Genomic DNA, 21,376 nt, shown 5'->3' with positions numbered 1-21,376 from the left:
GGAAAAGGTGAATAGCAGGGCATAATAGTAATATTTTATAATATTTTGATTATTTGGATATAAGCGCTCGGTTGGCTTGACTACAGTATTAATGCCAGCAAGTGCTACAATTAATTGTTTTTTTGGCTTATTCTATGAAATTATTGCTTTGAGTCCCAGGTAGAAATGCACCTCTCACTTCTGCATCAAGGCAATGTTTGAGGAAAACTGCATAATAAAATGTGTCTCTATACATGGCATAGAGACACATCCTTAAGGTTTGGTTTTTCAACAGGGATCTGGATAAATTTATCCTTTCACTGCCACTTTATGTTGTGAGCGTTTGAAGAGTGACATCATACCACAAGCACCTATTGCTAACACACCTAACATTGCACTAGGTTCAGGAACGCTGGCTAGTCTATAGGCATGGTTATCTGTTTCAAAAGCAACACCATTTGAGCGCATCACAACTCGATCAAATGTTTCTCCTGTATCAGCGATTATATTAATAAACTTATTAGCATCAGAGCTAGTCCAGCTACCATTAGCTATAGCAGTTGGCACATCTGCACCACTAAAAGTCTTTATCAACTGATTACCTTTATAAATGTCAACAAAGTTGTAATCATCCAATGAACCTGCATAAAAACCGAAGTAATTAACAGCTTCTTTGAAGTTAAGATTAACAAAACCACTGTTGCCTGCAACATTCTTATCTTTTGGAGCAATTGTTAGAAATTTTGTGTTATCCCCATAAGGTGAGGCGTATTGACCAGATACGCTACCTTGAACAATGTTAGTAGTAATATTAGAGTAAGTAACAAATCCATTAGGATCATTTGCTGTGCCATCATCAAAGGTGACAGTTTTGGTATTAGCGTAGCTAGAAAACGGGCCAGTGTTGACTTGCAGAGTTATGGCACTAGCTGGATTCGCACTTATGACGACAGCAGTTGTTCCAAGTAAAGCCAAGGAGATTTTTTGCAGCATTCTAGTAATAAATCTTGAAGAACACAAAGATAATTAAGACTGAACTTTTCTTGAAACCTAGCTATGTAAAACTAGTTTCATTACTCGCACAACCTAGAAGAAAATCAAGAAGTATTATTTCTTTCTATATAACTGTTGTCGAGTACAACAAGCTCGAAGATGTAAGTTTATCTTGATGCTTTGTAATACTATTGTGATTTTTTCAACTCGCAAAAGATACGGTATATACACCAAGATTTCTTTAAAGATTCAGTGAAGGGTCTTGTGCCATTTTAGTGAGCAGGACAAACGCATCTAAGATTACTCTTGATCGCAACTAAGGTTAAAAGATTATTTATAAAGTAAAAATAAAATTTCTGTAGGGAAGCCACTACGTTGGGTAATGCCGACTTGTACCCCTACGGGGAAGCAAGCTACGCTCTTAGCCATTCCCACAGGGTAGCAACTGGCGTTGTGTTAGGCATATATCTATGACGGGCGACTCTTAAGCCTTTAGCAATGAGCTTAAGTTAATGAGATTAATCCTGAATTTATTGAGAATATACTGCTCTTATTGACATAAGAGACTCGCTTTTAAAGAGTGGCAAATAATAGAAAATAGGGACTGACGAGTGAGAAATAGGATAAAACAAGAATCAATATTTAACTGAGGAGTGGGTATTAGTAATTCTCCCCCTGCTCCCCTATCTACCTAATCTCTCGCTACCCTAATTTCTTATGGAAACTGACTCTAATAGTCCCGATCATGTTGCATCTGCTAAAAACGAGCTTAATTCAGGAAACTTTTTGATTCCGCGATCGCAGCGACAGAGGTTCTTTATTCAGTTTACCTTAATGACCCTGATTGGATGGGTTGTGGGTGGCATTGCCAGTATCGCCTTAGAGAAAATTATTCTCCAAGGCTCACCGAGTATTTCTCTCCAGGTACAAACATGGAGTATTTTGGTCAGAAGTCTCAGTAATGTTGTATTTGCCGTAATTTTTGCTGCTGACCAAGCCCTGATTCTTTACCGATATTTACCGGGTTTACAATGGCTATTTGCGACTAGCATTGGTTGGCTGATTGCCAACGGTGTTTCTACAGCCTGGATTAACTACATTTCATCCATAGCCTCATCATCACCTGAAGAAACTTTTATTTTCGGATTTTTATCTGCGATCGCATATATTATTTCTGGAATTTGGCTGGGTATTAGCCAATGGCTGGTATTGAGGCGATATACAGCAGACATTTGGTGGTGGAATTTTTTACCCTCAATCTCTTTCTTCTTGATCACTATTTTGGTTTGGTTGCTTTTTATTATGCAAAATTTCATTCCAGAAACCTACCGTACTTTTATACTGTATTGGAGTGGACAAGGATTTACAGCAGTGATTTTGGGAGCCATACCAGCAATTGGCTTATGTACCTTGAAAATAAATTCACATCGCCCTAGATGAATTATGTTAGGGCAGGGGTAGCCAGTCCGCGAGCATCACTATGAATTTTTAATATTCCCTGATCGGCATCTAGAGTTACTTCTACACCCACTGGTAAGGCTGCATTGGGGCTATCATGACCAAAAGGTAGGTGAGAGACAACAGGAATCCCCAAATCGCCTAAGCGATCGCGCAGAACTTCTTCTACACTAAAACTAGGCACATTCGGCGGGGCTTGACACCGAGTGAAACCCCCCAAAGCAATCCCACGAAGTTTTGACAAAGAACCACTTAAACGCCACTGTGTCAGCATTCTGTCGATGCGGTAGGGTGCTTCTGTGACATCCTCAAGTGCCAAAATCACACCATCGAAATTTGGTTGTATTGGTGTATTTAAAAGATGAGTTGCTACTGTGAGATTTCCTGGTAGCAAAATGCCAGTAGCAATCCCGCCACCCCAGCCACAACCTTTGAGAGGTTTGAGAGATCGCCCTTCTATCCAATTGAACAATCGCTCGATTGACCAATCTGGCTCATCGGCGAGAGTTGTCATCACTGGGCCATGAAGGCTGGAAATCCCTACGTTATAAAGGCTCCACAAAAGGGCGGTGATGTCGGAAAAGCCAATCAACCACTTTGGAAGTTCTGAGTTTTGTTCCCAATGCCAATTTTCTAAGATGCGGGTGCTACCAAAACCACCTCTGGCGCAGAGGATACCGCGACAATCTGGATCTTGCCATGCTGCTGCTAGCTGGTTACGGCGGTCTTCATCAGTACCTGCTAAATATCCCCATTTTTCATCTATTTTTGGGCTGATTTCTACTTGGTAGCCGTGCGATCGCCAAACTTCTAAACTACGTCCAAACGCCTCAAATTCTCGTAAAGTACCACTGGGCGCAATAACTTTAAGCAAATCACCAGGTTTTAGAGGTGCTGGCAGAATTTTAGATTTCATCTAGATTACAGGGAATCCCAAATTGAATCGAGGTTTGCTTGAGCTTGTTTGAGTGCTTTTTCTGGAGATGCGCCTAACATTGTGGCTTCGATAGCTCGACCTAAACTATCAGACAAACGACTATAGCCAGGAATGATTGGTCGAGAACCCGATACAGACATTTGGTCAATAAAGACTTTCAAGACAGGTTTTTTCTGGAGAAATTCTTGATAAGCCTGACTGTGGGCAGATTTGAGGTTAACTGGTAGAAAACCCGTCCCTATACTCCATTCTGTTTGAAATCCTTCACTCAAGACATACTCTAAAAATTTGAGTGCAGCTTGCTCTCTTGCTGGTGTGGTCTTCATCAAATACATATTTCCAGTGCCCGTCACGGTAGCAGGCTTAACATTTGCAGGTATGGGGAATACCTTATAATCGACGTTGGACTTCATTATATAAGTCCAAGGGCCTGTGATCTGCATAGCAACACGACCTGCAATAAAAGCGTCTTCTTCATAACCTCGCTCTGGGGGAGAAAGGGTTGCTGAACCATCTTTTAATAGGTCTTGCCAAAATTGTAAGGCTGCGATCGCACCGGGATTCGTCAAATTTGGGCGATTATTTGTCACAACTTCTCCGCCAGCACTTAATAAAAAGGGGAACCAACTAAAGACAGTCCATTCTCCCTTTCCTAAAGGCAATAACATTCCGTATTGTTCTGGTCGATTATCACCATTCCGGTCTATGGTTAATTTTTTAGCAACTTCCCTCAACTCTTGCCAAGTCTTAGGAATTTGTGTAATTCCCGCAGCTTGGAAAAGTTTAGGCCGGTAAAAAATACCCATATTAGCGGTAGTAAAAGGGACTGACCATATGTGATTGTCTAATTGCAATTCTTCCAATAAATTAGGAAGAATTTCCGACTTCAGGGGTAATTTTTTCAGCCAATCTTCTAGAGGTCGAATTGCTCCTAATTCTACAAACTGACCTGTAATTTGAGGATAGAATGACAGAATATCTGGAGGCGCATTGCCAACAACTGCTGTTAATATTTTCGGTAATTGTTGATCTAGTTGACCTGCATAGATAGATTCTACATAAACGTCAGTATGAGTCTGATTAAATTTATCTACTAATTTCTCAAACACATCCCGATTAGCAGGGGGACTAATACCTTGCCATAGTGTTAAATGAGTTACACGGTTATCATTTGGTGTTGCACTTGCACAACTAGATAGGAATAGTAGACAAAAACTCAGGATAATTCCAAAAAATGAAGTTTGCCAAGTATCACCTATAAATCTGTGAAAAATATTTTTTATTTGCGATCCAAAAAGGGCGATTTTCATACCAACTAATTACCCAGATTAGGAAATATTTTCCAAAAAAATCTTGGTCGTACTAGTTTCTGCTCTAGTATAAATATAGGTTTGCGGCTCTGTTATTTTTTGAGTTTTAAACATTTTTTCTGCACGCGACCACATATCTGTATCTTCTCCATAGGGAATATTATTAAATCCTCTCAACTCAAAGAATACTTTTCTTTTACCGAAAAATGTTGCCCCCAAAACACACTCTCTAATGTTAATTGTTTCACCAGGTTTAAAATAATCGGGAACTAAAAACTCTTCTTCAATTTCACATCCACCTTCAATCAGGTCAATTTCGGCATTAGCTTTCATATATTCCAACCGTGACTCTAGGTGATTTTTTTTATATACGTCATCACTATCTATAAATGTGATGTAGTTACCGAACGATGCTTGAATACCAGCATTTCTCGCATAACCAGCCTTACGATTTTGATGTTTCAGATAACGGATATTATTGAATTTTTGCAAATAAGGATTGACAACGGTAAAAGTATTATCTTGACTACCGTCATCAACTATGATCAGTTCCCAATCCTTAAAGGTTTGATGGATAACGCTATTGATGCAATTATTTAAATACTCTTCCCGGTTGTATGTACATAATATAACTGAAATTTCTGGAACTAAATCGAAATATATACTACTCATCAGTTGTTTTACAGATTAGATTGTTCAACGTGACTTTAATAACAAACAATAAAAGCGACAGTCACCAGAATTCCGATGAAAATTAAGCGATTGGAGAATGAATAAATCGATTTAAATTACCCACAAAATTGAAAATTCGGTGGTCTTGAATCAGTGACGAGTACTAATTGCTGACTGATTAGATTCTGAATTCTTATTCAAAGTTTTTCCCAGAGTTGGTTCGTTGCGATAATAGCGTTTTCAGCTATGGCATTTTTACTGCTTATCGATTTCAAGAGTCCTACCCATACACTAGTTCGATTGCCATAAATATCATATATAAACTTAAAGCTTTTAAGACTTTCAGCTAAATGGAAATGAGCCTTCATCAGTTTAATCCCTCTTTTTAGCTTTGCTAGAAGTGTATTATTAGGAGATGTACTCATTGCTAAAAATCCTGGGTGAAGTGATAAATAAAGCACTATTGGTTGATAATCTTTAAAAAAGCTGGCTAATGTTGGGATAAGGGAATATTCTCCTCCCTCAATATCTATTTTAATAAATAGAGGTGGCTGCAATCCTTCTTTATTTACAAAGCTTTGGAGATTAATAGATTTAACTAGCCAACTGGTTTTCATATCCGAAAACAAAATACTACTGGTGGAATCTCCTCCTTCCTCTCTACTACCTAGTCGAGTTTCACCAGCTTCAATTCCTATCAAGGCTTCGTAAGTTTTAATATTAGAGATATCTGGATTTAATTTAACGTTAGCCAACATCTCCTTATATGCTATGGGATCGGGTTCAAAGGCAAACGCTTCCTTAGCTAGTTGGGCTGCATAAAGTAAGGTTGGCCCTATCCATGTCCCCACATCTATATATGTGGTATCTTTAGATATAAATCGATCAAATACTTTGAAAGTTTGGGGTTCCCATTGCCCATCATTAACTTCTTTCCAAAAATCCTGATATTGGCTTTTAACAACTTTAAAATATAAACCATTTTTATTGATTAAAAGTGTAGATTCTCCCATTTTTTTAAGTTATAAACAACTGTCAGATTTTACCACATAACTTTTTACAATCTTCTCAGATGCGGATACTGCCAAAACTGCTTCTGCCAGAGAGGATACCACGACAATCAGGATTTTGGGATGCCACTGCTAGCTGTTGAGAGAGCTTTTCAGCATTTACGGCAAGAGAACCCATTTATCATCTATCTGGGGAGTGATTTATACTTGAGAACCAGGCGGTGGTTTTATTTTAGGTTCGCTTTGTATCTAAGTGTATATTTTCCTTAGTTATATTTTGAGTATGAAGTAAATTGCCCCAAATATTAAAGTCAGGGCGACAGAAATCCAAAAGGCAGTCAGAGAAGGAGTTTGCCACACTTCACCTAGAGGCGCAATCAAAAGTGCGATCGCTAGCTATTTGACTAACAGTTTTGAGTTTACCCTAAATATTTGCCCCCGTAATCGTCGTTTGATTCACCCCCCAACCAGCGATCGCCAATATTATATTGTCGTTTCATGAGTCCTAGCTTTTGGCGGCAAAAGATAAATACCCCCAGAGATTAAAGTTAGGGCGACAGAAATCCAAAAAGCAATCAGAGAGGGAGTTTGCCACACTTCACCTAGAGGCGCAATCAAAAGCGCGATCGCAACTATTTGACTAACAGTTTTGAGTTTACCCCAAATATTCGCCCCGGTAATCGTAGTTTGATTCACCCGCCAACCAGCGATCGCTAATTCTCGCGCTAAAATCAAAAACACTCCCCAAGCTGGCACTTTTCCTAGTTCAATAAAAACCAGCAACGGCGCAAGTACCAGAAGTTTATCCACTAAGGGATCGAGAAATTTACCCAATTCGCTAATTTGGTTGAGTTTCCGCGCTAAATAGCCGTCTAGCCAATCAGTTAATGCAGCAACGAGAAAAATCGCCAAACATATCCACTGAGCTTGAGGTGTGGGATTATATAAACCATAAAGTAGAAATGGTATCCCCAATAGGCGAGAGAAGGTAATCCAGTTGGGTATGGTCATAGGGAATTCAAAAATCAAACTTCAAAATTAACAACTGTAAAGCAACAAGCAGCCAAACAAATATGCAAAATCTATGCAGATTAGTGTATCTGAGTGTGACTGCGTGGGAAAATCTGTTTTCTGTAGCTCTCTTAAAACAATACTATGACTGAACACACAGACTCTCAATTCCGCATCGAACGCGATTCGATGGGCGATCGCCAAATTGCTAGTAGCTTTTATTACGGCATTCAAACGCTACGAGCAATCGAAAACTTCCCCATTAGCGGACTCAAGCCTTTAGCTACCTATGTAGATGCTGGATTAATCATTAAAAAAGCTACAGCAATTGTGAATGGAGAACTAAATTGCATTCCCCAAGATATTAGTCAGGCGATTGTCCAAGCAACTGATGAAATCCTGGCTGGGAAATTCCGAGATCAATTTGTCGTGGATGTTTATCAGGCGGGTGCTGGAACATCTCACCACATGAATATCAACGAAGTTTTGGCAAATCGCGCCTTAGAAATTCTGGGTGAAGAAAAGGGCAATTACAAACGTGTTAGTCCTAACGATCACGTTAATTATGGACAGTCTACCAATGATGTGATTCCTACTGCAATTCGGATTGGTGGATTATTGGCATTATCCAAGACATTACACCCAGCAATCGATGGTGCGATCGCATCCTTAGAAAACAAAGCTGTAGAATTTCAAGATATCGTCAAATCTGGCAGAACCCACTTACAAGACGCTGTACCTGTGCGTTTGGGCGAAAATTTTCGCGCATGGGCGCACATTCTTACAGAACACCAAAACCGGATTTACACCGCCTCTGGTGATTTGATGGTGCTGGGTTTGGGTGGTAGTGCAGCCGGAACGGGGTTAAATACTCATCCCTTATATCGCGCCCGTGTAGTGGAAGTTCTCTCAGAATTGATTGAAACTCCTTTAGAACCTGCGCCCCATCTCATGGCAGCTATGCAGAGTATGGCTCCATTTGTAAATGTTTCCGGTGCTTTACGCAACTTAGCGCAGGATTTAGTCAAAATATCTCACGATTTGCGGCTGATGGATTCGGGGCCAAAAACAGGCTTGAAAGAAATTCAACTGCCTCCAGTGCAACCTGGTTCTTCGATTATGCCAGGGAAGTATAACCCAGTTATGGCAGAGATGACATCAATGGTGTGTTTTCAGGTGATGGGTTACGACAGTGCGATCGCATTAGCCGCACAAGCCGGACAATTAGAATTGAATGTGATGATGCCACTAATTGCCTATAACCTAATTCACAGCATCGAAATTCTCGGCAATACCATCGCTGCACTCACCGAACGCTGTATTGAAGGAATCACAGCAAACCAGGAACGTTGTTTAGCTTATGCCGAAGGTAGTTTAGCTTTAGTAACCGCACTAAATACCCACATCGGTTATTTAAATGCCGCAGCTGTCGCCAAAGAATCTTTAGAAACTGGTAAATCCCTGCGGCAAATTGTTTTAGAACGCGGATTGATGAATGAGGCAGAATTAGCCACAGTCTTAAATCTAGAACAGATGAGTGGTATTTTACCTCTGAGTCGAGAATCAAAGCAGATCGATTAGTGTCGATTTTTTTAACGTAGACGCTTCGGCTTGCCGCAGGCTACCACAGAGGCGCAGAGTACACAGAGAGAAAAAAACCTCTCATGACTCTGCGTTCTCTGCGTTCTCTGCGGTTCGTTTTTGGCTATATTTAATTTGGCGGATCAAAACGATTTACTACTGTAGCCCACAAAATCATTGGTGAACCAACTGCTAAACAAAACAACCACTGTTGTAAGTTTAATGGTGCTGTTTCAAAAACTTCATTAATTAATGGCACATGAGCAAAAATAACTTGCAAAATGATTGACCCTAAAATCCCAAAGCCAATAGCGGGAATATCAACGTTCTCTTTAATTGTGCCGTCCATCTTGGCAATCAAATTTGGGATTAATTGACTAATACTCAATAAATAGAATATCCGTCCAGCAATGAGAGCGTTAATCGCCATTGTTCTCGCTAAATCGATATTACCCGTAGTTTGGCGGATATATTCAAATACTCCGAATATCACAATCCAATTAAATAGAGAAATTGCTAAGATTCGTTGTAACCGACTTTTTGAAATTAACGGTTCATTAGGATGACGAGGTGTTTGTTGCATGACGTTTTGCGCTTTTGGCTCAAAGGCTAAAGGCACTGTCATAGTAATGGAATTGAGCATATTTAGCCATAGAACTTGTAAAGATAAAATTGGTAAATCTCTGGCTAGCAATGTGCTAATTAAAATTGTCATTGATTCACCACCGTTGACAGGCAAAATAAAGCAAATTGCCTTGAGCAGATTTTTATAAACCGCCCGTCCTTCTTCTATAGCAGCTTCAATGGAGGCAAAATTATCATCGGTAAGCAGCATATCTGCGGCTTCTTTGGCAACTTCTGTACCAGCACCACCCATCGCAATCCCAATATCTGCTTGTTTTAAGGCTGGTGCATCGTTGACACCATCTCCTGTCATGGCAACGATTTCACCTTTTGATTGCAAAGCTTCGACTAAACGTAGCTTTTGTTCTGGGGCGACACGGGCAAAGACTACACCTTCTTGAGCAACTTCGGCGAGTTCTGTTTTATCCATTTTTGCTAGTTCTGCACCTGTGAAAGCCAGAACTGAGCCATTTTTGTTGATGCCCATACGATAAGCGATCGCCTGCGCTGTGATAGCATGATCGCCAGTGATCATTTTGACCTCAATTCCCGCTTCCTGACAGGCTTGGACTGCTTTAATGGCACTCTCACGCGGCGGATCAATCATTCCCTGCAAGCCGATGAAAATTAACCCGGTATCAATATCTGGATGATCGAGGGTATTTTGCCCATCAGGTACTACTTTTTTCGCTAAAGCTAATACCCGCAAGCCTTGCCGTGCCATAATATTGACTTCCCGCTCAATGCTGCTTTGTCGTAATGTTTCTACACAATCTAACGGGCGGGTTTGTCCATCAGTGTTCAACATCAGAGTGCAACGCTGAATAATTGCCTCGACTGAACCCTTGACATAAATAGTCTTACCTTGGGGTGTGGCGTGTAAAGTCGCCATATATTGAAAGTCTGATTCAAAGGGAATCGCATCTACCTTTAGCATTTGCTTAAGTAAGGTGGGCTGACTAAAGCCTGCTTTATTTGCTGATGCAATCAATGCCCCTTCTGTAGGATCTCCCATTACTACCCACCTACCATTTTTCTTTTCTAAGTGGGAATCGTTACACAACAACCCGGCAATTAAACATTCTTGCAAACCTTTATGACTGTTGAGGTTCACGGGTTTGTCATCTATCAGGATTTCGCCTTCTGGTGTGTAACCGATACCAGTGAGAGTATATTGATATCCCCCTGCATAAATTGCCTGTACCGTCATCTGGTTTTCTGTCAAAGTCCCAGTTTTATCAGAGCAAACAACAGTTGCACTTCCCAAGGTTTCCACGGCTGGTAATTTGCGGATAATGGCGTTGCGTCGTGCCATCCGAGAAACGCCTATGGCTAGGGTGACTGTCACGACTGCTGGTAATCCTTCAGGAATCGCACTGACTGTTAAAGCAACTGCTGCTTCTAAAGCTTCTTGAAAACCTCGAAAGCTTAATCCCACCACAAAGCAGAGGGCTGCTAATCCTAACACCATATACAGCCAATTCTGGCTAAATTTATTGAATTTTCTAGTTAAAGGAGTAGAAATATCTGTATGCTGCTCCATTAACTGAGAAATTCGCCCTGTTTCTGTGCTGTTCCCTGTGGCAACTACAACACCAGTACCTTGCCCAAAGGTAACGAAGCCACCCGCATAAGCCATGTTTTTGCGCTCGGCGAGAGCAATATCTGGCTTTAAAGTTTGAGTCTTCTTTTCTACTGCTAAAGATTCACCAGTCAGGGCAGATTCATCTATTTGTAAATTTTTAACTTTAATTAACCGTAAATCTGCTGGGACTTTATCACCAGAAGTTAGTAAAACAATATCTCCAGGCACTAGCTCACCAGAAGCAATGCGTAATTTTTGACCATCACGGATGATGGTTGCTTCGGTGGTAATTGCTTTAGCGAGGGCTGCGATCGCACTTTCGGCTTTCGCTTCTTGAATAAATCCAATGATGGCGTTGGTGGTAGTCACTCCCCAAATAACACCAGCATTCACCAAGCTACCAGTTAGCGCCTTTACTAAACCCGCACACAACAAAATAATCAGCAGTGGTTGGTTAAATTGCAGTAAAAATTTTAACCACCAAGGTTTGCTTTTCTTGCCTGTGAGTTCGTTTGCTCCCACTTCAGACAATAAGTGTTTGGCTACTGCACTACTCAAACCATTCTCAGCATCAGTATCTAAGTGGGCGATCGTTTCCGAAATTTCCAAAGTATGCCAAACGGTGGATTGCTTTTCTTGGGATGCAATGGGGGATGCTGCCTGTACCATATTTGTTTATTAAATCTAGTGTTAAATAAAATTTAGCACTAAAAATAAGTGCCAAGGATAAATAAGCACTAATAAAAATTGATTATTATCATCATTACTTTCAATGCTTGCTCAGTAGTCATGGAAGTGAGTATGCTTGCCGTTAAGTGGGGATTAAAACCAAGGGCAAAACTAGGTGAATTTGGATTTGTCTACTCCTTTACAATTAGTTGGGCGATCGCTAGAATTTCAGCGGATTGTCGAAGTACTAGCCCAAGATGGAGACTTGCTGATTACTGGCGTACCTGGTAGTGGGCGACGAACTTTAGTGCGAGGGGCTGCTCAAGAAGTTGGTGCGATCGTCTTGGAGATAGACTGCATCCGCGCTACAGATGGAGAGCGATTTATTCTCCTGCTAACAGAGACAATTAGCCAAAACTGGGAAGCAGCACAAATTCAAGACTGGGTAAGCAACTTTGGCAAAGAGTTTTTTGTCTTTCATCCAGAAGGCAAACTTAAGTCATTGCGTTCCCTGAACCAAAAGCAGTTATGGCAAGCATTTGAAATTTTGCTCAATTTGCTCCAAATTATGGCTATTGGTTTAAATAAACGGGTAGTGCTGATTTTGCAGAGTTTTCCGCACATTCGCTCTTGGGATCGTAATGGTTTGTGGGAAGCCACATTCAGACGAGAAATCAATGTACAAAGTCATGTTAGCTACGTCTTAGTAGCAACGATTGCTGAAATCAGCCATCATCCAGATGAGACAAACTATCCCCTAGAAACTATACAGTTAGCCCCCTTAGCTAATGACGTTTTGGCATTGTGGGCGAGGGAGATATTGCATATACAAGGAATGAAATTTGATTCTCGCTCACTCGCACTACAATTATTTTTAGATGCTGTCCAAGGACACATTGGCGACGCAATGGCAATAATTCGCCGCCTACAAACTTTTTCTTATCCTGATGGGTTAATTAGTGAAGCAGCAGTACAGCAGGCAATAGAAGGATTACTCAAAGACTTGTCTTTAGTTTTTGAATCTTTACTCATGTTATTGCCAGCCAATCAGGTGCATCTTTTAGAATCTTTGGCTTTAGATCCTACAGATAAACCACAAAGTAAAGAATATATTCAAAAACATGGTCTTTCAAGAGGTGGTAGCCTTCAGGGATCGCTGACTGGATTACAGAACAAAGGTTTAATTTATAGTGCTGAACAGGGTTATCAACTAGCGTTACCTTTATTGGCTTTGTGGTTACGGCAGAGGTTAAGCTAGTGCCACCGTGAATTAAAAATTAAAAATTAAAAATTAAAAATTATGAATGAATACAGGGTAAGCGTTTCGTTGATTTGGAATGTGTGGCTTCTTTACGGCGTGCTGTACTAGTATGCGAGATTTTAGAGAATTGGTATAAATAGGAAGATAGAAGAATATCTTCATTACTGGTAATTTATTATCCATGCAGACTCAAAAATCATCTGTCAGTCTCATTCGGGCTACATCTTATGAACGAGAGGCTTTACGAGAATCTTTAGTTACACTGCTGGAACCTTTTGGAGGTATGGCAGCATTTGTGAAAAAGGGCGATCGCGTTTTACTCAAACCAAATTTACTTACAGGGTCACGTCCTGGTAAAGAATGTATCACCCGTGCCGAACTAGTTTACGAAGTTGCCCAGATGGTAATTAAAGTTGGCGGTAAGCCATTTTTAGGCGATAGTCCTGCTTTTGGTAGTGCCAAGGGTGTAGCAGTAGCAAATGGCTATCTGCCTATTTTAGAAGAACTCAATCTTCCCATCATCGATTTTCATGGTCAGCGTTACCAAACCGTCAGTGATAATTTTAACCATCTGCGACTATCTAAAGAAGCAATGGAAGCAGATGTAGTGATTAACCTACCCAAAGTTAAATCCCATGCCCAGCTAACATTAACACTGGGTGTAAAAAACTTGTTTGGTTGCGTCCCTGGCAAAATGAAAGCTTGGTGGCACATGGAAGCTGGAAAAGACGCAAATAGATTTGGTGAAATGTTAGTAGAAACTGCCAGGGCAATTAACCCTAACTTAACCATATTAGATGGCATTATTGGTCATGAAGGAAATGGCCCTAGTAATGGTGAACCTCGGCAACTAGGAATTTTAGCAGCCGCATCAGATATCTTTGCCTTAGATCGGGCAATGGTAGAAATTCTCAATGTTCCTCCTGAACAAGTGCCTACAGTTGCAGCTTCCCAAAGGCTAGGAGTTTGTCCAGAACTAGCTGACATAGAGTTTCCACATTTAAATCCTGACTTGTTAAAAATAGAAGATTGGCGGCTACCAGACAAGTTGATACCCATTGATTTTGGTATGCCTCGCGTAATTAAGTCTACGTTTAAGCATCTTTACACCCGATTTATCAAAGAACCAATTAGTGTTTATGGAAGGGGATGAGGGACTGGAGACTGGAAACTGGGTGAGCAGGGAACAAGGCAGAAGAGTTTTCCCCTCCCCTCTTTCCATGCCCAATGCCCAATCTAATGCAAACTTCGTTACAGCAATTTCAATTATTAGCAGAGTAATCTGTAATTACCCTCCGATTGCTTAACCAGACCGCCCTATTATATTTAGTGGCGGCTTTTTTAGCTGATACGCCACCTTCTAAAATATTATTTACTCTACCTATATATAGATTGACAAAAATGCAGTGATATTACACAGATTTGAAAATTTCAATCCCGAAATATTTGTTTAGTGTTATCACTGAATCTATGCAGCCCTACACAGTTAATGTATCTGTATTTATTCGGTAATTATGATTGGTTATAAAAAACATTCCTATCATTTCTTCTTTGGTATCAAATATTTGTGTGTATAACCACCGGATAACAATCGAAACCATTGATAGATATTCAGTACAATTGCTGTTTTGTGTCCTGTATCACAAATTAACAATTCCAGTAAAATGACCTTATAAAAAGCATTTTAGGATGTTATACTCATGAAGTATCAGACAAATATGTTTTGCTAATTAATCTTTAAGCAGCGAAAAAATGTAATTTATGATGCTGTCAAAGTTGGCTTTGCGTATGCAAACCATTACACCATACAGGGAAACATCTGAAAATATTAATTACAAAATAAAACATGATTTGTTTAGTTGTAACTTTGTATTAAGAACTCCATGTATAAAAATGCTATTATGACAGTTTTCTAATTGGTTTAGATTGTAATATGCTACACATTTTACAGTTTAAAAATAGCTAACATAGCATTAAGACTCTCAAATCAGAGACTAGACTTACACAGTGTTACGAATAACTTCAATTTTGTATGAATTCAAATAGCCAGTCTGCCAATACCGACACATATTCCCAACGTTTGGCAGACATTGTGGGAACTGCGATCGCTCTATTGACTCTTACCCTACCCGTATTTGTCATTGCCCACTATTCTTCAACTAATGTTCCAAATAACCAGCAACCCCTGATCCAAAACCTACAAGGAAGTAAAGATTGATAAAGTTTTCCAGTAGCATTTCATCAGGAATAACCTGAATTTGTATAGCGTGACTCCAGGTTTCGGGTGTCTTGACAGAGTAGGGGCAGAAATCCCTCCAACAGCAATCAAGGGCGGGAGAAAATAATACCCTCTTGGAAAAAGCGTTGCGAATTTAATTCGCAACGCTTTTTCTATTGTTTCAAAGGAGTGGTGAGATGAGGAGGACGAGGGAGACAAGGGAGACAAGGGGGACGAAGAATTATTGAACAATTCTCTTTCCCATTCCCCATTCCCCATTTCCCATTCCCAATTCCCCATCAGAGATCCATATTGCCCTAAAATTCTACACGGGGAGCGAAGCTGACTGAGTGCCCCCATGATTCACTGTTATCAGAGGACTTTTTTGTGGATTTATCTCGTATTCCTGCCCAACCGAAACCCGGTTTAATCAACGTTCTGATTGAAATTACTGGCGGAAGTAAAAATAAATACGAATACGACAAGGAACTAGAAGCTTTTGCTCTAGACCGAGTACTTTATTCCTCGGTAAAATATCCTTATGACTACGGCTTTGTACCCAATACTTTAGCTGAAGATGGCGATCCCCTAGATGGTATGGTCATAATTGACGAGCCAACCTTTCCAGGCTGTATTATTGCTGCGCGACCAATTGGCTTCTTGGAGATGGTTGACGGTGGCGATCGCGATGAAAAAATCCTTTGTGTTCCTGACAAAGATCCCCGCTACACTCAGGTAAAATCCCTGAATGACTTAGCGCCACACCGCTTAGATGAAATTGCCGAATTTTTCCGTAGTTATAAAAATTTGGAAAAAAAGGTGACAGATATTCTCGGTTGGCAAGATGTAGACAAGGTTGCAGCTTTAGTAGAAAAATCCGTCAAAGCTTATAGAGGATAATAGAAGAGTTAGGAGTTAGGAGTTAAGATTTATGAATTTTTATTCCTAACTCCCCTACAGACGCGATTAATCGCGTCTCATCACTTTCATTTGTTACGGATTGTAAAATCTGCCACCAACCCAAACCCAAATGCAGCGCACTCTCCTTTTGGCAAAAATTCATAACTGCACCCTTACGGGAGCGAATATCAACTATGTGGGTAGTATCAGCATTGATGAAATGCTTTTAGAAAAAGCTGGCATTTTACCCTATGAGCAGGTGCAAGTAGTTAATAATGCCAACGGTCAGCGCTTTATTACTTATGCGATCCCGGCTCCAGCCCATTCAGGAGTAATTGAGCTAAATGGGGGTGCGGCACGTCTAGGCATTATTGGCGATCGCTTGATTATAATGACTTACGGGCAGTTCACTCCAGAAGAAGTAAAAAGTTACTCTCCTACGGTAGTCATTGTGGACGAAAAAAACAGGTTGTTAGAAGTACGGCGCTACGATGACCTGCTCAGTAAGGTCTAATTTTCAAGATAAAATGTCAAATTTTGAGTTGTCGGGTTCCCAAAGCTACATACCTGAAAAGTCTGCTACCCTGTCGAGTAGTCTAGCAGGTAAATTTATCGTCCAATTCTGGGGTGTCAGAGGCTTGATTCCCACCCCAAGTAGCGACACCAACCGTTATGGTGGTAATACCGCTTGTCTAGAAATGCAGGTAGCTGGAAAACGCTTGATTTTTGATGGCGGTACTGGCTTACGGATACTGGGTAAAACTTGGCAAGAACTACAACAGCCACTAGAAGCCCATTTATTTTTTACCAACTGCCAATCAAACCGAATTCAAGGGTTTCCTTTTTTTGCGCCTGCATTTATTGGGGAAAATTGCTTCCATATTTACGGCACAGCTGCCTCAAATGGAGCCTCAATCAAACAATGTCTGTACGATCAGATGCTCCAGCCACACTTTCCTTACCCTTTACAGGTAATGCAGTCGGAATTGCAGTTTTACAATCTGACTCCAGACAGTGATGTGAAGTTAGATGATGTCACTATTACAACTGCATTAATTAATCAAACTCAGCGCTCAGTTGGCTACCGAGTGACTTGGCAAGAGTATAGCGTTGCCTACATCACGGATTTGCACCAGAATGCCGATCAAGTGGAGCAAAAACGGATTTTAGAGTTTATTAAAGGCGTTGACTTGCTGATTGCCAATGCTACTTACACTCCCCCTACGTCTCATAACCATGACTCTGCTGATTTACTCTGGCAAGCTGCGGTGAATGCAGCTCTGAATGCTGGCGTTAAACAGCTAGCCATTTCTCATCATCACCCAGATGACCATGATGATTTTCTAGATCGGGTTCAAGTCGATATTAAATCTGCCTTTCCTGAAGCAGTACTAGCCCATGAAGGTCTAGTTTTATCTGTTGGTAAGTGATTTGACTCTATTGGCAAAATGGAAATTTACCCCAGCTTTAAGCAAATGGAATTCGCGCCTAGAAAGGCAAAGTCCGCCTCCGCGGACTAAGAAAAAATTAAAAGTTTGAAACCCACGGAGGCGGTCACTGAGCTTGTCAAAGTGTGGGTTTTGTTTGTGTAGACGCGGTTTCAAACCGCCCTTTTAACTATTGCTCCTACGAAGCATTTTGCAACTCAGCTGTACGGATTGAAAGCTGCTGTGTTTGATTACCCCGTTGCACTTTCACCTGTAATACTTGACCAAGGCGACTGTCTTCTACAAGGTTCTGCAATTGTTCAGCACTGGTAATAGCTTTACCATCAATTTGCAGAATTACATCCCCGCGTCGGATACCGGCAGATGCAGCTGGAGAATTGGGAACTACTCGCATTACAAAAACACCATTAATTTCTGGTATCTGAATCGGAGAGTTGGGATCGGTGTTATTTTGTTTGGCAAGATCGGGTGTTAAAGTTAGCATTTGCACGCCTAAATAGGGGTGAGCAACTTTGCCATCACGTTGCAGTTGCGCTGCGATCGCTTTCGCTTTATCAATAGGAATGGCAAACCCAATACCCATCGCGTCGGGACGAATGGCTGTGTTAATGCCAATCACTTCACCTTGGCCATTTAATAGCGGCCCGCCAGAGTTACCTGGGTTAATGGCGGCATCGGTTTGAATGAAATCTAAGCGTTTGTCGCTAATGCCAACTTGGGCGCTAGAACGTTTGAGAGTACTGACAATTCCCAAAGTAACGGTGTTATCAAATCCTAAAGGATTACCAACTGCGATCGCCCAATCTCCGACTTGGACATTATTGGAAGAACCCAAGGGTGCGACTGGTAAATCATTACCAGCGTTAATCTTGACTACTGCCAAATCTGTAACTTCATCAATGCCTTGAACTTTGCCTTCAAAGGTGCGGCCATCTTTGAGTCGGACTGTTACCTTATCAGCCTTATCGACCACATGAGCATTAGTCATAACTAAGCCGCTCTTGTCAATAATGAAACCTGAGCCTAAACCGCGTAACTGCTCAGAAGGCGGCATTTGTTGGGAGAAACCGTCACCAAAAAACCGACGGAAAAATGGGTCTTCCATAAATGGATCAACGCGACGAGTAATTGTTCGCTCAGTATCAATGCGAACAACTGCTGAACCGACACGATTCACTGCTGCGGTGACAAAGCTACTAGTACCGATCGCACCGGTGGCTGGTGATTGTCGTTGGGCAATCAGTTGTGAAGTATCTGCATCTGTTATTGGGGGTGCGGGTTCGGCTTGGGAGGGCAACACCTGTAATGTGCTAACCGTTAGCACTACTCCGAGCGCGATCGCTAAAACATAACTACTGAGTTGACGTATGGATCTGGGTAATTTGGGAAATCGCATAATCACAACCTAATTTATAAGCTTAATTGTTGCTTAGTCGTGACAAATCTATTTACAGTTATTTTTACTTCAGGTTTCGCCTGCCTTACCAATAGTGTGGTTATGGCATTTTACGAGTTACCTATAATCAAGTTAATGGAAAATTTAACCCAAAAGCTATTATGGACATTCACCCTTTACAAGTTCGGTTTTTACCCATCAATAAAACTTTTGGATTGCTAATAAAACTAGAAGTTTCAAAGTATTGACACCGATAAAAGGAGATGTGGGACACCCATAAGCTGTTAAGCACATTGAGAGCGCAGGGTGGTAAGGGAGAGGGTTTGCAGCTTTTATACCATGAAAATGATGCAATTTAAATGACAATTAGCTTACTCACTTTTGGTTCAAAACCCGATCAAATGATGAACTAACTTTTGAATAAAATTTCATTCCGACTAATTGCACCTAGCTGGGGTAAAGAGTTGATTGCTGAGTGGGGAATGAGGGCAGTAGGAACGGTTAGAGGTAGTTGTAGCTGTTTTACAACACTTTGCAGTAGTTGATCTTGTCCAGTCCGCAAACCCCAAACATTTGTCCCCCGGTTGATAATGGCAAACCAAACCAAACCGCGATCGCGCGTGGGCATCACTCCCGCTAAAGCACTCACATCTCGAAGAGTGCCAGTTTTGATCACAGTAGCAAGAGGAATGTGTCTGGCGTGTACTGTTCCTCGGTGATCAAACCCAGACATGGGGAACAAGTCACTCAGATTTAGCTGATGGGCAGATGCCTCACTTTGAATAGCCATAAACATCGCACAAACAGCCCTGGGGGAAATGCGATTTTCCGGGCCTAGTCCAGAACCATTAATTAACTGAATTTCCACTTGCGGCACTCTCGCAAGGTTAGCAGCAGTGGATTGGACTACAGCTGCTCCTCCCACTGAATCTGCTAGCATCTCTGCCATATCGTTGTTACTGTAAACATTCATTTCCTTGATTAGTTGCTTCAAGGGTAAGGAACGATGACGCAGTAACAAAGTTTGTTGAGGGTTTGGTTGTGCCTCAACTTTCACCGTACCCGAAATAACTACTTGAGGCTTGGGCGTTCCCTTAGCCATGATTGAGTGTATATAAATAGCGGGGCGGCCCCAAGTTGCACGATTTAGTGTTTGCTTGAGCATCATACCCGCCAGCATCGGCTGCCGTTGGAAATTCATGGCAAAAGTGCCATTAATGATCAAATTTCCCTTTACCTGCTTGATGCCCATTTTATTAAGAGTATTACCAAGAGCGATCGCTTCTTCCCAAACAAACAAAGGATCGCCACCGCCTGTAATCACCAAATCGCCCTGCACAACTCCATTTACCACTGGCCCGGTGATACTCACTAAAGTATCAAATTGGTAATCTGGGCCCCAAGTTTTCAAAGCAACTAGTGAAGTGGCAATTTTGGTTAAAGAGGCAGCAGGGAGAGGTGTCGTACCTTGGTGATTTGCCATCAGCATTGGCCCCGACTGCATCCAAATGCCCTGACTCTCAGCCAGATTTTGCGCCACCACTTTTGATGTGATGAGCTTTTTCAGATATTCTTGCACTGTAGTTGCCCCAGTTGGATTGGGATCGGGGGCAAGAACTAAGCCAGGGCTACTTTGCCAAGTTAAAGCATCTAAGGCATCTAAAGGCTTGATTTGTACCCCGGCCATTTCCAGCCAGAGTGACACCAAACCTGAACCCAATAATTCCAGCATATTTTATTCCTCTATATGTGTTTAGGATGTTCTATATTATTTCCTGTGCTAATATACACGCTTTTTTATGCAGATCAGCATTGAGTCACAATAACGGGTGCAGTTTGCATCTGGAAGTCAGGTGAATCACATAATTTTCGTTATAATTTTTACAAAAAAAGACTTACTCTGAGAGCCATGTCTCTTGAAAGCCAGTATAGAGGAGGCAAAGCGAATTGACTCTTCATATTTCATCATTTTTTATTAAAAAATAATAATAATTTATATACATTGGAGATTTCTCTTCAATCCCTCTTTCAAAGCCATCCTAAAGCAGACATATCAGCTAAGTTAAATTACGAAAATATCAAAATAATCGAACATTTTTTCGTCTATCTAGCCTGATATAAACTGAAAAAAGGACATTGGAGTGGTGATAAATTTGTTGCGATCGCCTACCTTATTATGTCGCTTTCATAGAGTCAAATCTTTAGCGATCCCAAAGATATGAAACTGGTAATACAGCACTTCCGGCTGTTATGAGGTACAGTAGCAGCAATTAGCAAACCAGTTTCTTAAATGTTGAGGATTTATTAAGTCGAGTGCAACTGAT

17 protein-coding genes and 1 pseudogene are annotated in these 21,376 nt (G+C 41.0%); 8 read left to right on the top strand and 10 right to left on the bottom strand.

Annotation, left to right across the window (positions count from 1 at the left end):
• Window positions 1-288 precede the first annotated feature (288 nt).
• Entirely contained in the window at window positions 289-972 is a 684-nt protein-coding gene (locus tag V7K69_RS08035) for an Npun_F0296 family exosortase-dependent surface protein (RefSeq protein WP_335033050.1), read from the bottom strand.
• Between the two features lie 717 nt (window positions 973-1,689).
• Between V7K69_RS08035 and V7K69_RS08030 the strand changes: the two genes are divergently transcribed.
• Window positions 1,690-2,412 carry a hypothetical protein gene (locus V7K69_RS08030; protein WP_335033048.1) on the top strand — a complete coding sequence of 241 codons (723 nt, stop codon included), beginning with the start codon at window positions 1,690-1,692 and terminating at the stop codon, window positions 2,410-2,412.
• Window position 2,413: 1 nt separating this feature from the next.
• Here the strand turns inward: V7K69_RS08030 and V7K69_RS08025 are convergent, their stop codons facing one another.
• The 6 genes and pseudogenes from V7K69_RS08025 to pgsA form a co-directional block, all read right to left on the bottom strand.
• Window positions 2,414-3,346: a S66 peptidase family protein gene (locus V7K69_RS08025; RefSeq protein ID WP_335033046.1), complete on the bottom strand. Its 933-nt coding sequence runs from the start codon at window positions 3,344-3,346 to the stop codon at window positions 2,414-2,416.
• Between the two features lie 5 nt (window positions 3,347-3,351).
• Complete coding sequence (locus V7K69_RS08020; RefSeq protein WP_335033045.1) at window positions 3,352-4,677, bottom strand: ABC transporter substrate-binding protein; 1,326 nt, start codon at window positions 4,675-4,677, stop codon at window positions 3,352-3,354.
• Between the two features lie 18 nt (window positions 4,678-4,695).
• Window positions 4,696-5,349 (bottom strand): glycosyltransferase family 2 protein, encoded by a 654-nt coding sequence (locus tag V7K69_RS08015; RefSeq protein ID WP_335033043.1) that lies wholly within the window; start codon window positions 5,347-5,349, stop codon window positions 4,696-4,698.
• A 197-nt stretch (window positions 5,350-5,546) separates the two neighbouring features.
• Complete coding sequence (locus V7K69_RS08010; protein ID WP_335033041.1) at window positions 5,547-6,362, bottom strand: FkbM family methyltransferase; 816 nt, start codon at window positions 6,360-6,362, stop codon at window positions 5,547-5,549.
• Window positions 6,363-6,629: 267 nt separating this feature from the next.
• Window positions 6,630-6,840, bottom strand: a pseudogene (locus tag V7K69_RS08005) (CDP-diacylglycerol--glycerol-3-phosphate 3-phosphatidyltransferase); the annotation flags it as partial.
• A 2-nt stretch (window positions 6,841-6,842) separates the two neighbouring features.
• Entirely contained in the window at window positions 6,843-7,370 is a 528-nt protein-coding gene (gene pgsA / locus V7K69_RS08000) for a CDP-diacylglycerol--glycerol-3-phosphate 3-phosphatidyltransferase (protein ID WP_335033040.1), read from the bottom strand.
• Between the two features lie 144 nt (window positions 7,371-7,514).
• Between pgsA and V7K69_RS07995 the strand changes: the two genes are divergently transcribed.
• Complete coding sequence (locus V7K69_RS07995) at window positions 7,515-8,951, top strand: aspartate ammonia-lyase (RefSeq protein ID WP_335033038.1); 1,437 nt, start codon at window positions 7,515-7,517, stop codon at window positions 8,949-8,951.
• 130 nt (window positions 8,952-9,081) lie between these two features.
• Here the strand turns inward: V7K69_RS07995 and V7K69_RS07990 are convergent, their stop codons facing one another.
• Window positions 9,082-11,829, bottom strand: a complete 2,748-nt coding sequence (locus V7K69_RS07990; RefSeq protein WP_335033036.1) for a cation-translocating P-type ATPase — start codon at window positions 11,827-11,829, stop codon at window positions 9,082-9,084.
• 175 nt (window positions 11,830-12,004) lie between these two features.
• Here V7K69_RS07990 and V7K69_RS07985 point away from each other — a divergent pair, with 175 nt between their 5' ends.
• The 6 genes from V7K69_RS07985 to V7K69_RS07960 all read left to right on the top strand — a co-directional run bounded on the left by V7K69_RS07985 (window position 12,005) and on the right by V7K69_RS07960 (window position 17,638).
• Window positions 12,005-13,087, top strand: coding sequence for an ATP-binding protein (locus V7K69_RS07985; protein WP_335033035.1), 1,083 nt, complete (start codon window positions 12,005-12,007; stop codon window positions 13,085-13,087).
• A 184-nt stretch (window positions 13,088-13,271) separates the two neighbouring features.
• Window positions 13,272-14,243, top strand: coding sequence for a DUF362 domain-containing protein (locus V7K69_RS07980; protein WP_335033033.1), 972 nt, complete (start codon window positions 13,272-13,274; stop codon window positions 14,241-14,243).
• Window positions 14,244-15,122: 879 nt separating this feature from the next.
• Window positions 15,123-15,308: a hypothetical protein gene (locus tag V7K69_RS07975; protein ID WP_335033031.1), complete on the top strand. Its 186-nt coding sequence runs from the start codon at window positions 15,123-15,125 to the stop codon at window positions 15,306-15,308.
• A 387-nt stretch (window positions 15,309-15,695) separates the two neighbouring features.
• Window positions 15,696-16,208 (top strand): inorganic diphosphatase, encoded by a 513-nt coding sequence (locus V7K69_RS07970; RefSeq protein WP_335033029.1) that lies wholly within the window; start codon window positions 15,696-15,698, stop codon window positions 16,206-16,208.
• A 130-nt stretch (window positions 16,209-16,338) separates the two neighbouring features.
• Entirely contained in the window at window positions 16,339-16,722 is a 384-nt protein-coding gene (gene panD / locus V7K69_RS07965; RefSeq protein ID WP_335033026.1) for an aspartate 1-decarboxylase, read from the top strand.
• Between the two features lie 13 nt (window positions 16,723-16,735).
• Window positions 16,736-17,638 (top strand): MBL fold metallo-hydrolase, encoded by a 903-nt coding sequence (locus tag V7K69_RS07960; protein WP_335033024.1) that lies wholly within the window; start codon window positions 16,736-16,738, stop codon window positions 17,636-17,638.
• A gap of 196 nt (window positions 17,639-17,834) precedes the next feature.
• Here the strand turns inward: V7K69_RS07960 and V7K69_RS07955 are convergent, their stop codons facing one another.
• On the bottom strand, window positions 17,835-19,052 hold the full coding sequence (locus tag V7K69_RS07955) for an HhoA/HhoB/HtrA family serine endopeptidase (protein WP_335033022.1): 1,218 nt from the start codon (window positions 19,050-19,052) through the stop codon (window positions 17,835-17,837).
• Between the two features lie 409 nt (window positions 19,053-19,461).
• Window positions 19,462-20,784, bottom strand: a complete 1,323-nt coding sequence (locus V7K69_RS07950) for a D-alanyl-D-alanine carboxypeptidase (RefSeq protein WP_335033020.1) — start codon at window positions 20,782-20,784, stop codon at window positions 19,462-19,464.
• Window positions 20,785-21,376 lie beyond the last annotated feature (592 nt).

The organism is Nostoc sp., assembly GCF_036917775.1.
Lineage (GTDB): Bacteria > Cyanobacteriota > Cyanobacteriia > Cyanobacteriales > Nostocaceae > Nostoc.
This window is presented reverse-complemented; position numbering and strand designations above follow the sequence as displayed.

Coding starts and splice junctions, on each gene's coding strand:
- V7K69_RS08025 (WP_335033046.1), bottom strand. CDS start 3,346: ATGAAATCTAAAATTCTGCCAGCACCTCTAAAACCTGGTGATTTGCTT.
- pgsA (WP_335033040.1), bottom strand. CDS start 7,370: ATGACCATACCCAACTGGATTACCTTCTCTCGCCTATTGGGGATACCA.
- V7K69_RS08015 (WP_335033043.1), bottom strand. CDS start 5,349: ATGAGTAGTATATATTTCGATTTAGTTCCAGAAATTTCAGTTATATTA.
- V7K69_RS08020 (WP_335033045.1), bottom strand. CDS start 4,677: ATGAAAATCGCCCTTTTTGGATCGCAAATAAAAAATATTTTTCACAGA.
- V7K69_RS08010 (WP_335033041.1), bottom strand. CDS start 6,362: ATGGGAGAATCTACACTTTTAATCAATAAAAATGGTTTATATTTTAAA.
- V7K69_RS08030 (WP_335033048.1), top strand. CDS start 1,690: ATGGAAACTGACTCTAATAGTCCCGATCATGTTGCATCTGCTAAAAAC.
- V7K69_RS08035 (WP_335033050.1), bottom strand. CDS start 972: ATGCTGCAAAAAATCTCCTTGGCTTTACTTGGAACAACTGCTGTCGTC.
- V7K69_RS07995 (WP_335033038.1), top strand. CDS start 7,515: ATGACTGAACACACAGACTCTCAATTCCGCATCGAACGCGATTCGATG.
- V7K69_RS07955 (WP_335033022.1), bottom strand. CDS start 19,052: ATGCGATTTCCCAAATTACCCAGATCCATACGTCAACTCAGTAGTTAT.
- V7K69_RS07960 (WP_335033024.1), top strand. CDS start 16,736: ATGTCAAATTTTGAGTTGTCGGGTTCCCAAAGCTACATACCTGAAAAG.
- panD (WP_335033026.1), top strand. CDS start 16,339: ATGCAGCGCACTCTCCTTTTGGCAAAAATTCATAACTGCACCCTTACG.
- V7K69_RS07990 (WP_335033036.1), bottom strand. CDS start 11,829: ATGGTACAGGCAGCATCCCCCATTGCATCCCAAGAAAAGCAATCCACC.
- V7K69_RS07975 (WP_335033031.1), top strand. CDS start 15,123: ATGAATTCAAATAGCCAGTCTGCCAATACCGACACATATTCCCAACGT.
- V7K69_RS07950 (WP_335033020.1), bottom strand. CDS start 20,784: ATGCTGGAATTATTGGGTTCAGGTTTGGTGTCACTCTGGCTGGAAATG.
- V7K69_RS07980 (WP_335033033.1), top strand. CDS start 13,272: ATGCAGACTCAAAAATCATCTGTCAGTCTCATTCGGGCTACATCTTAT.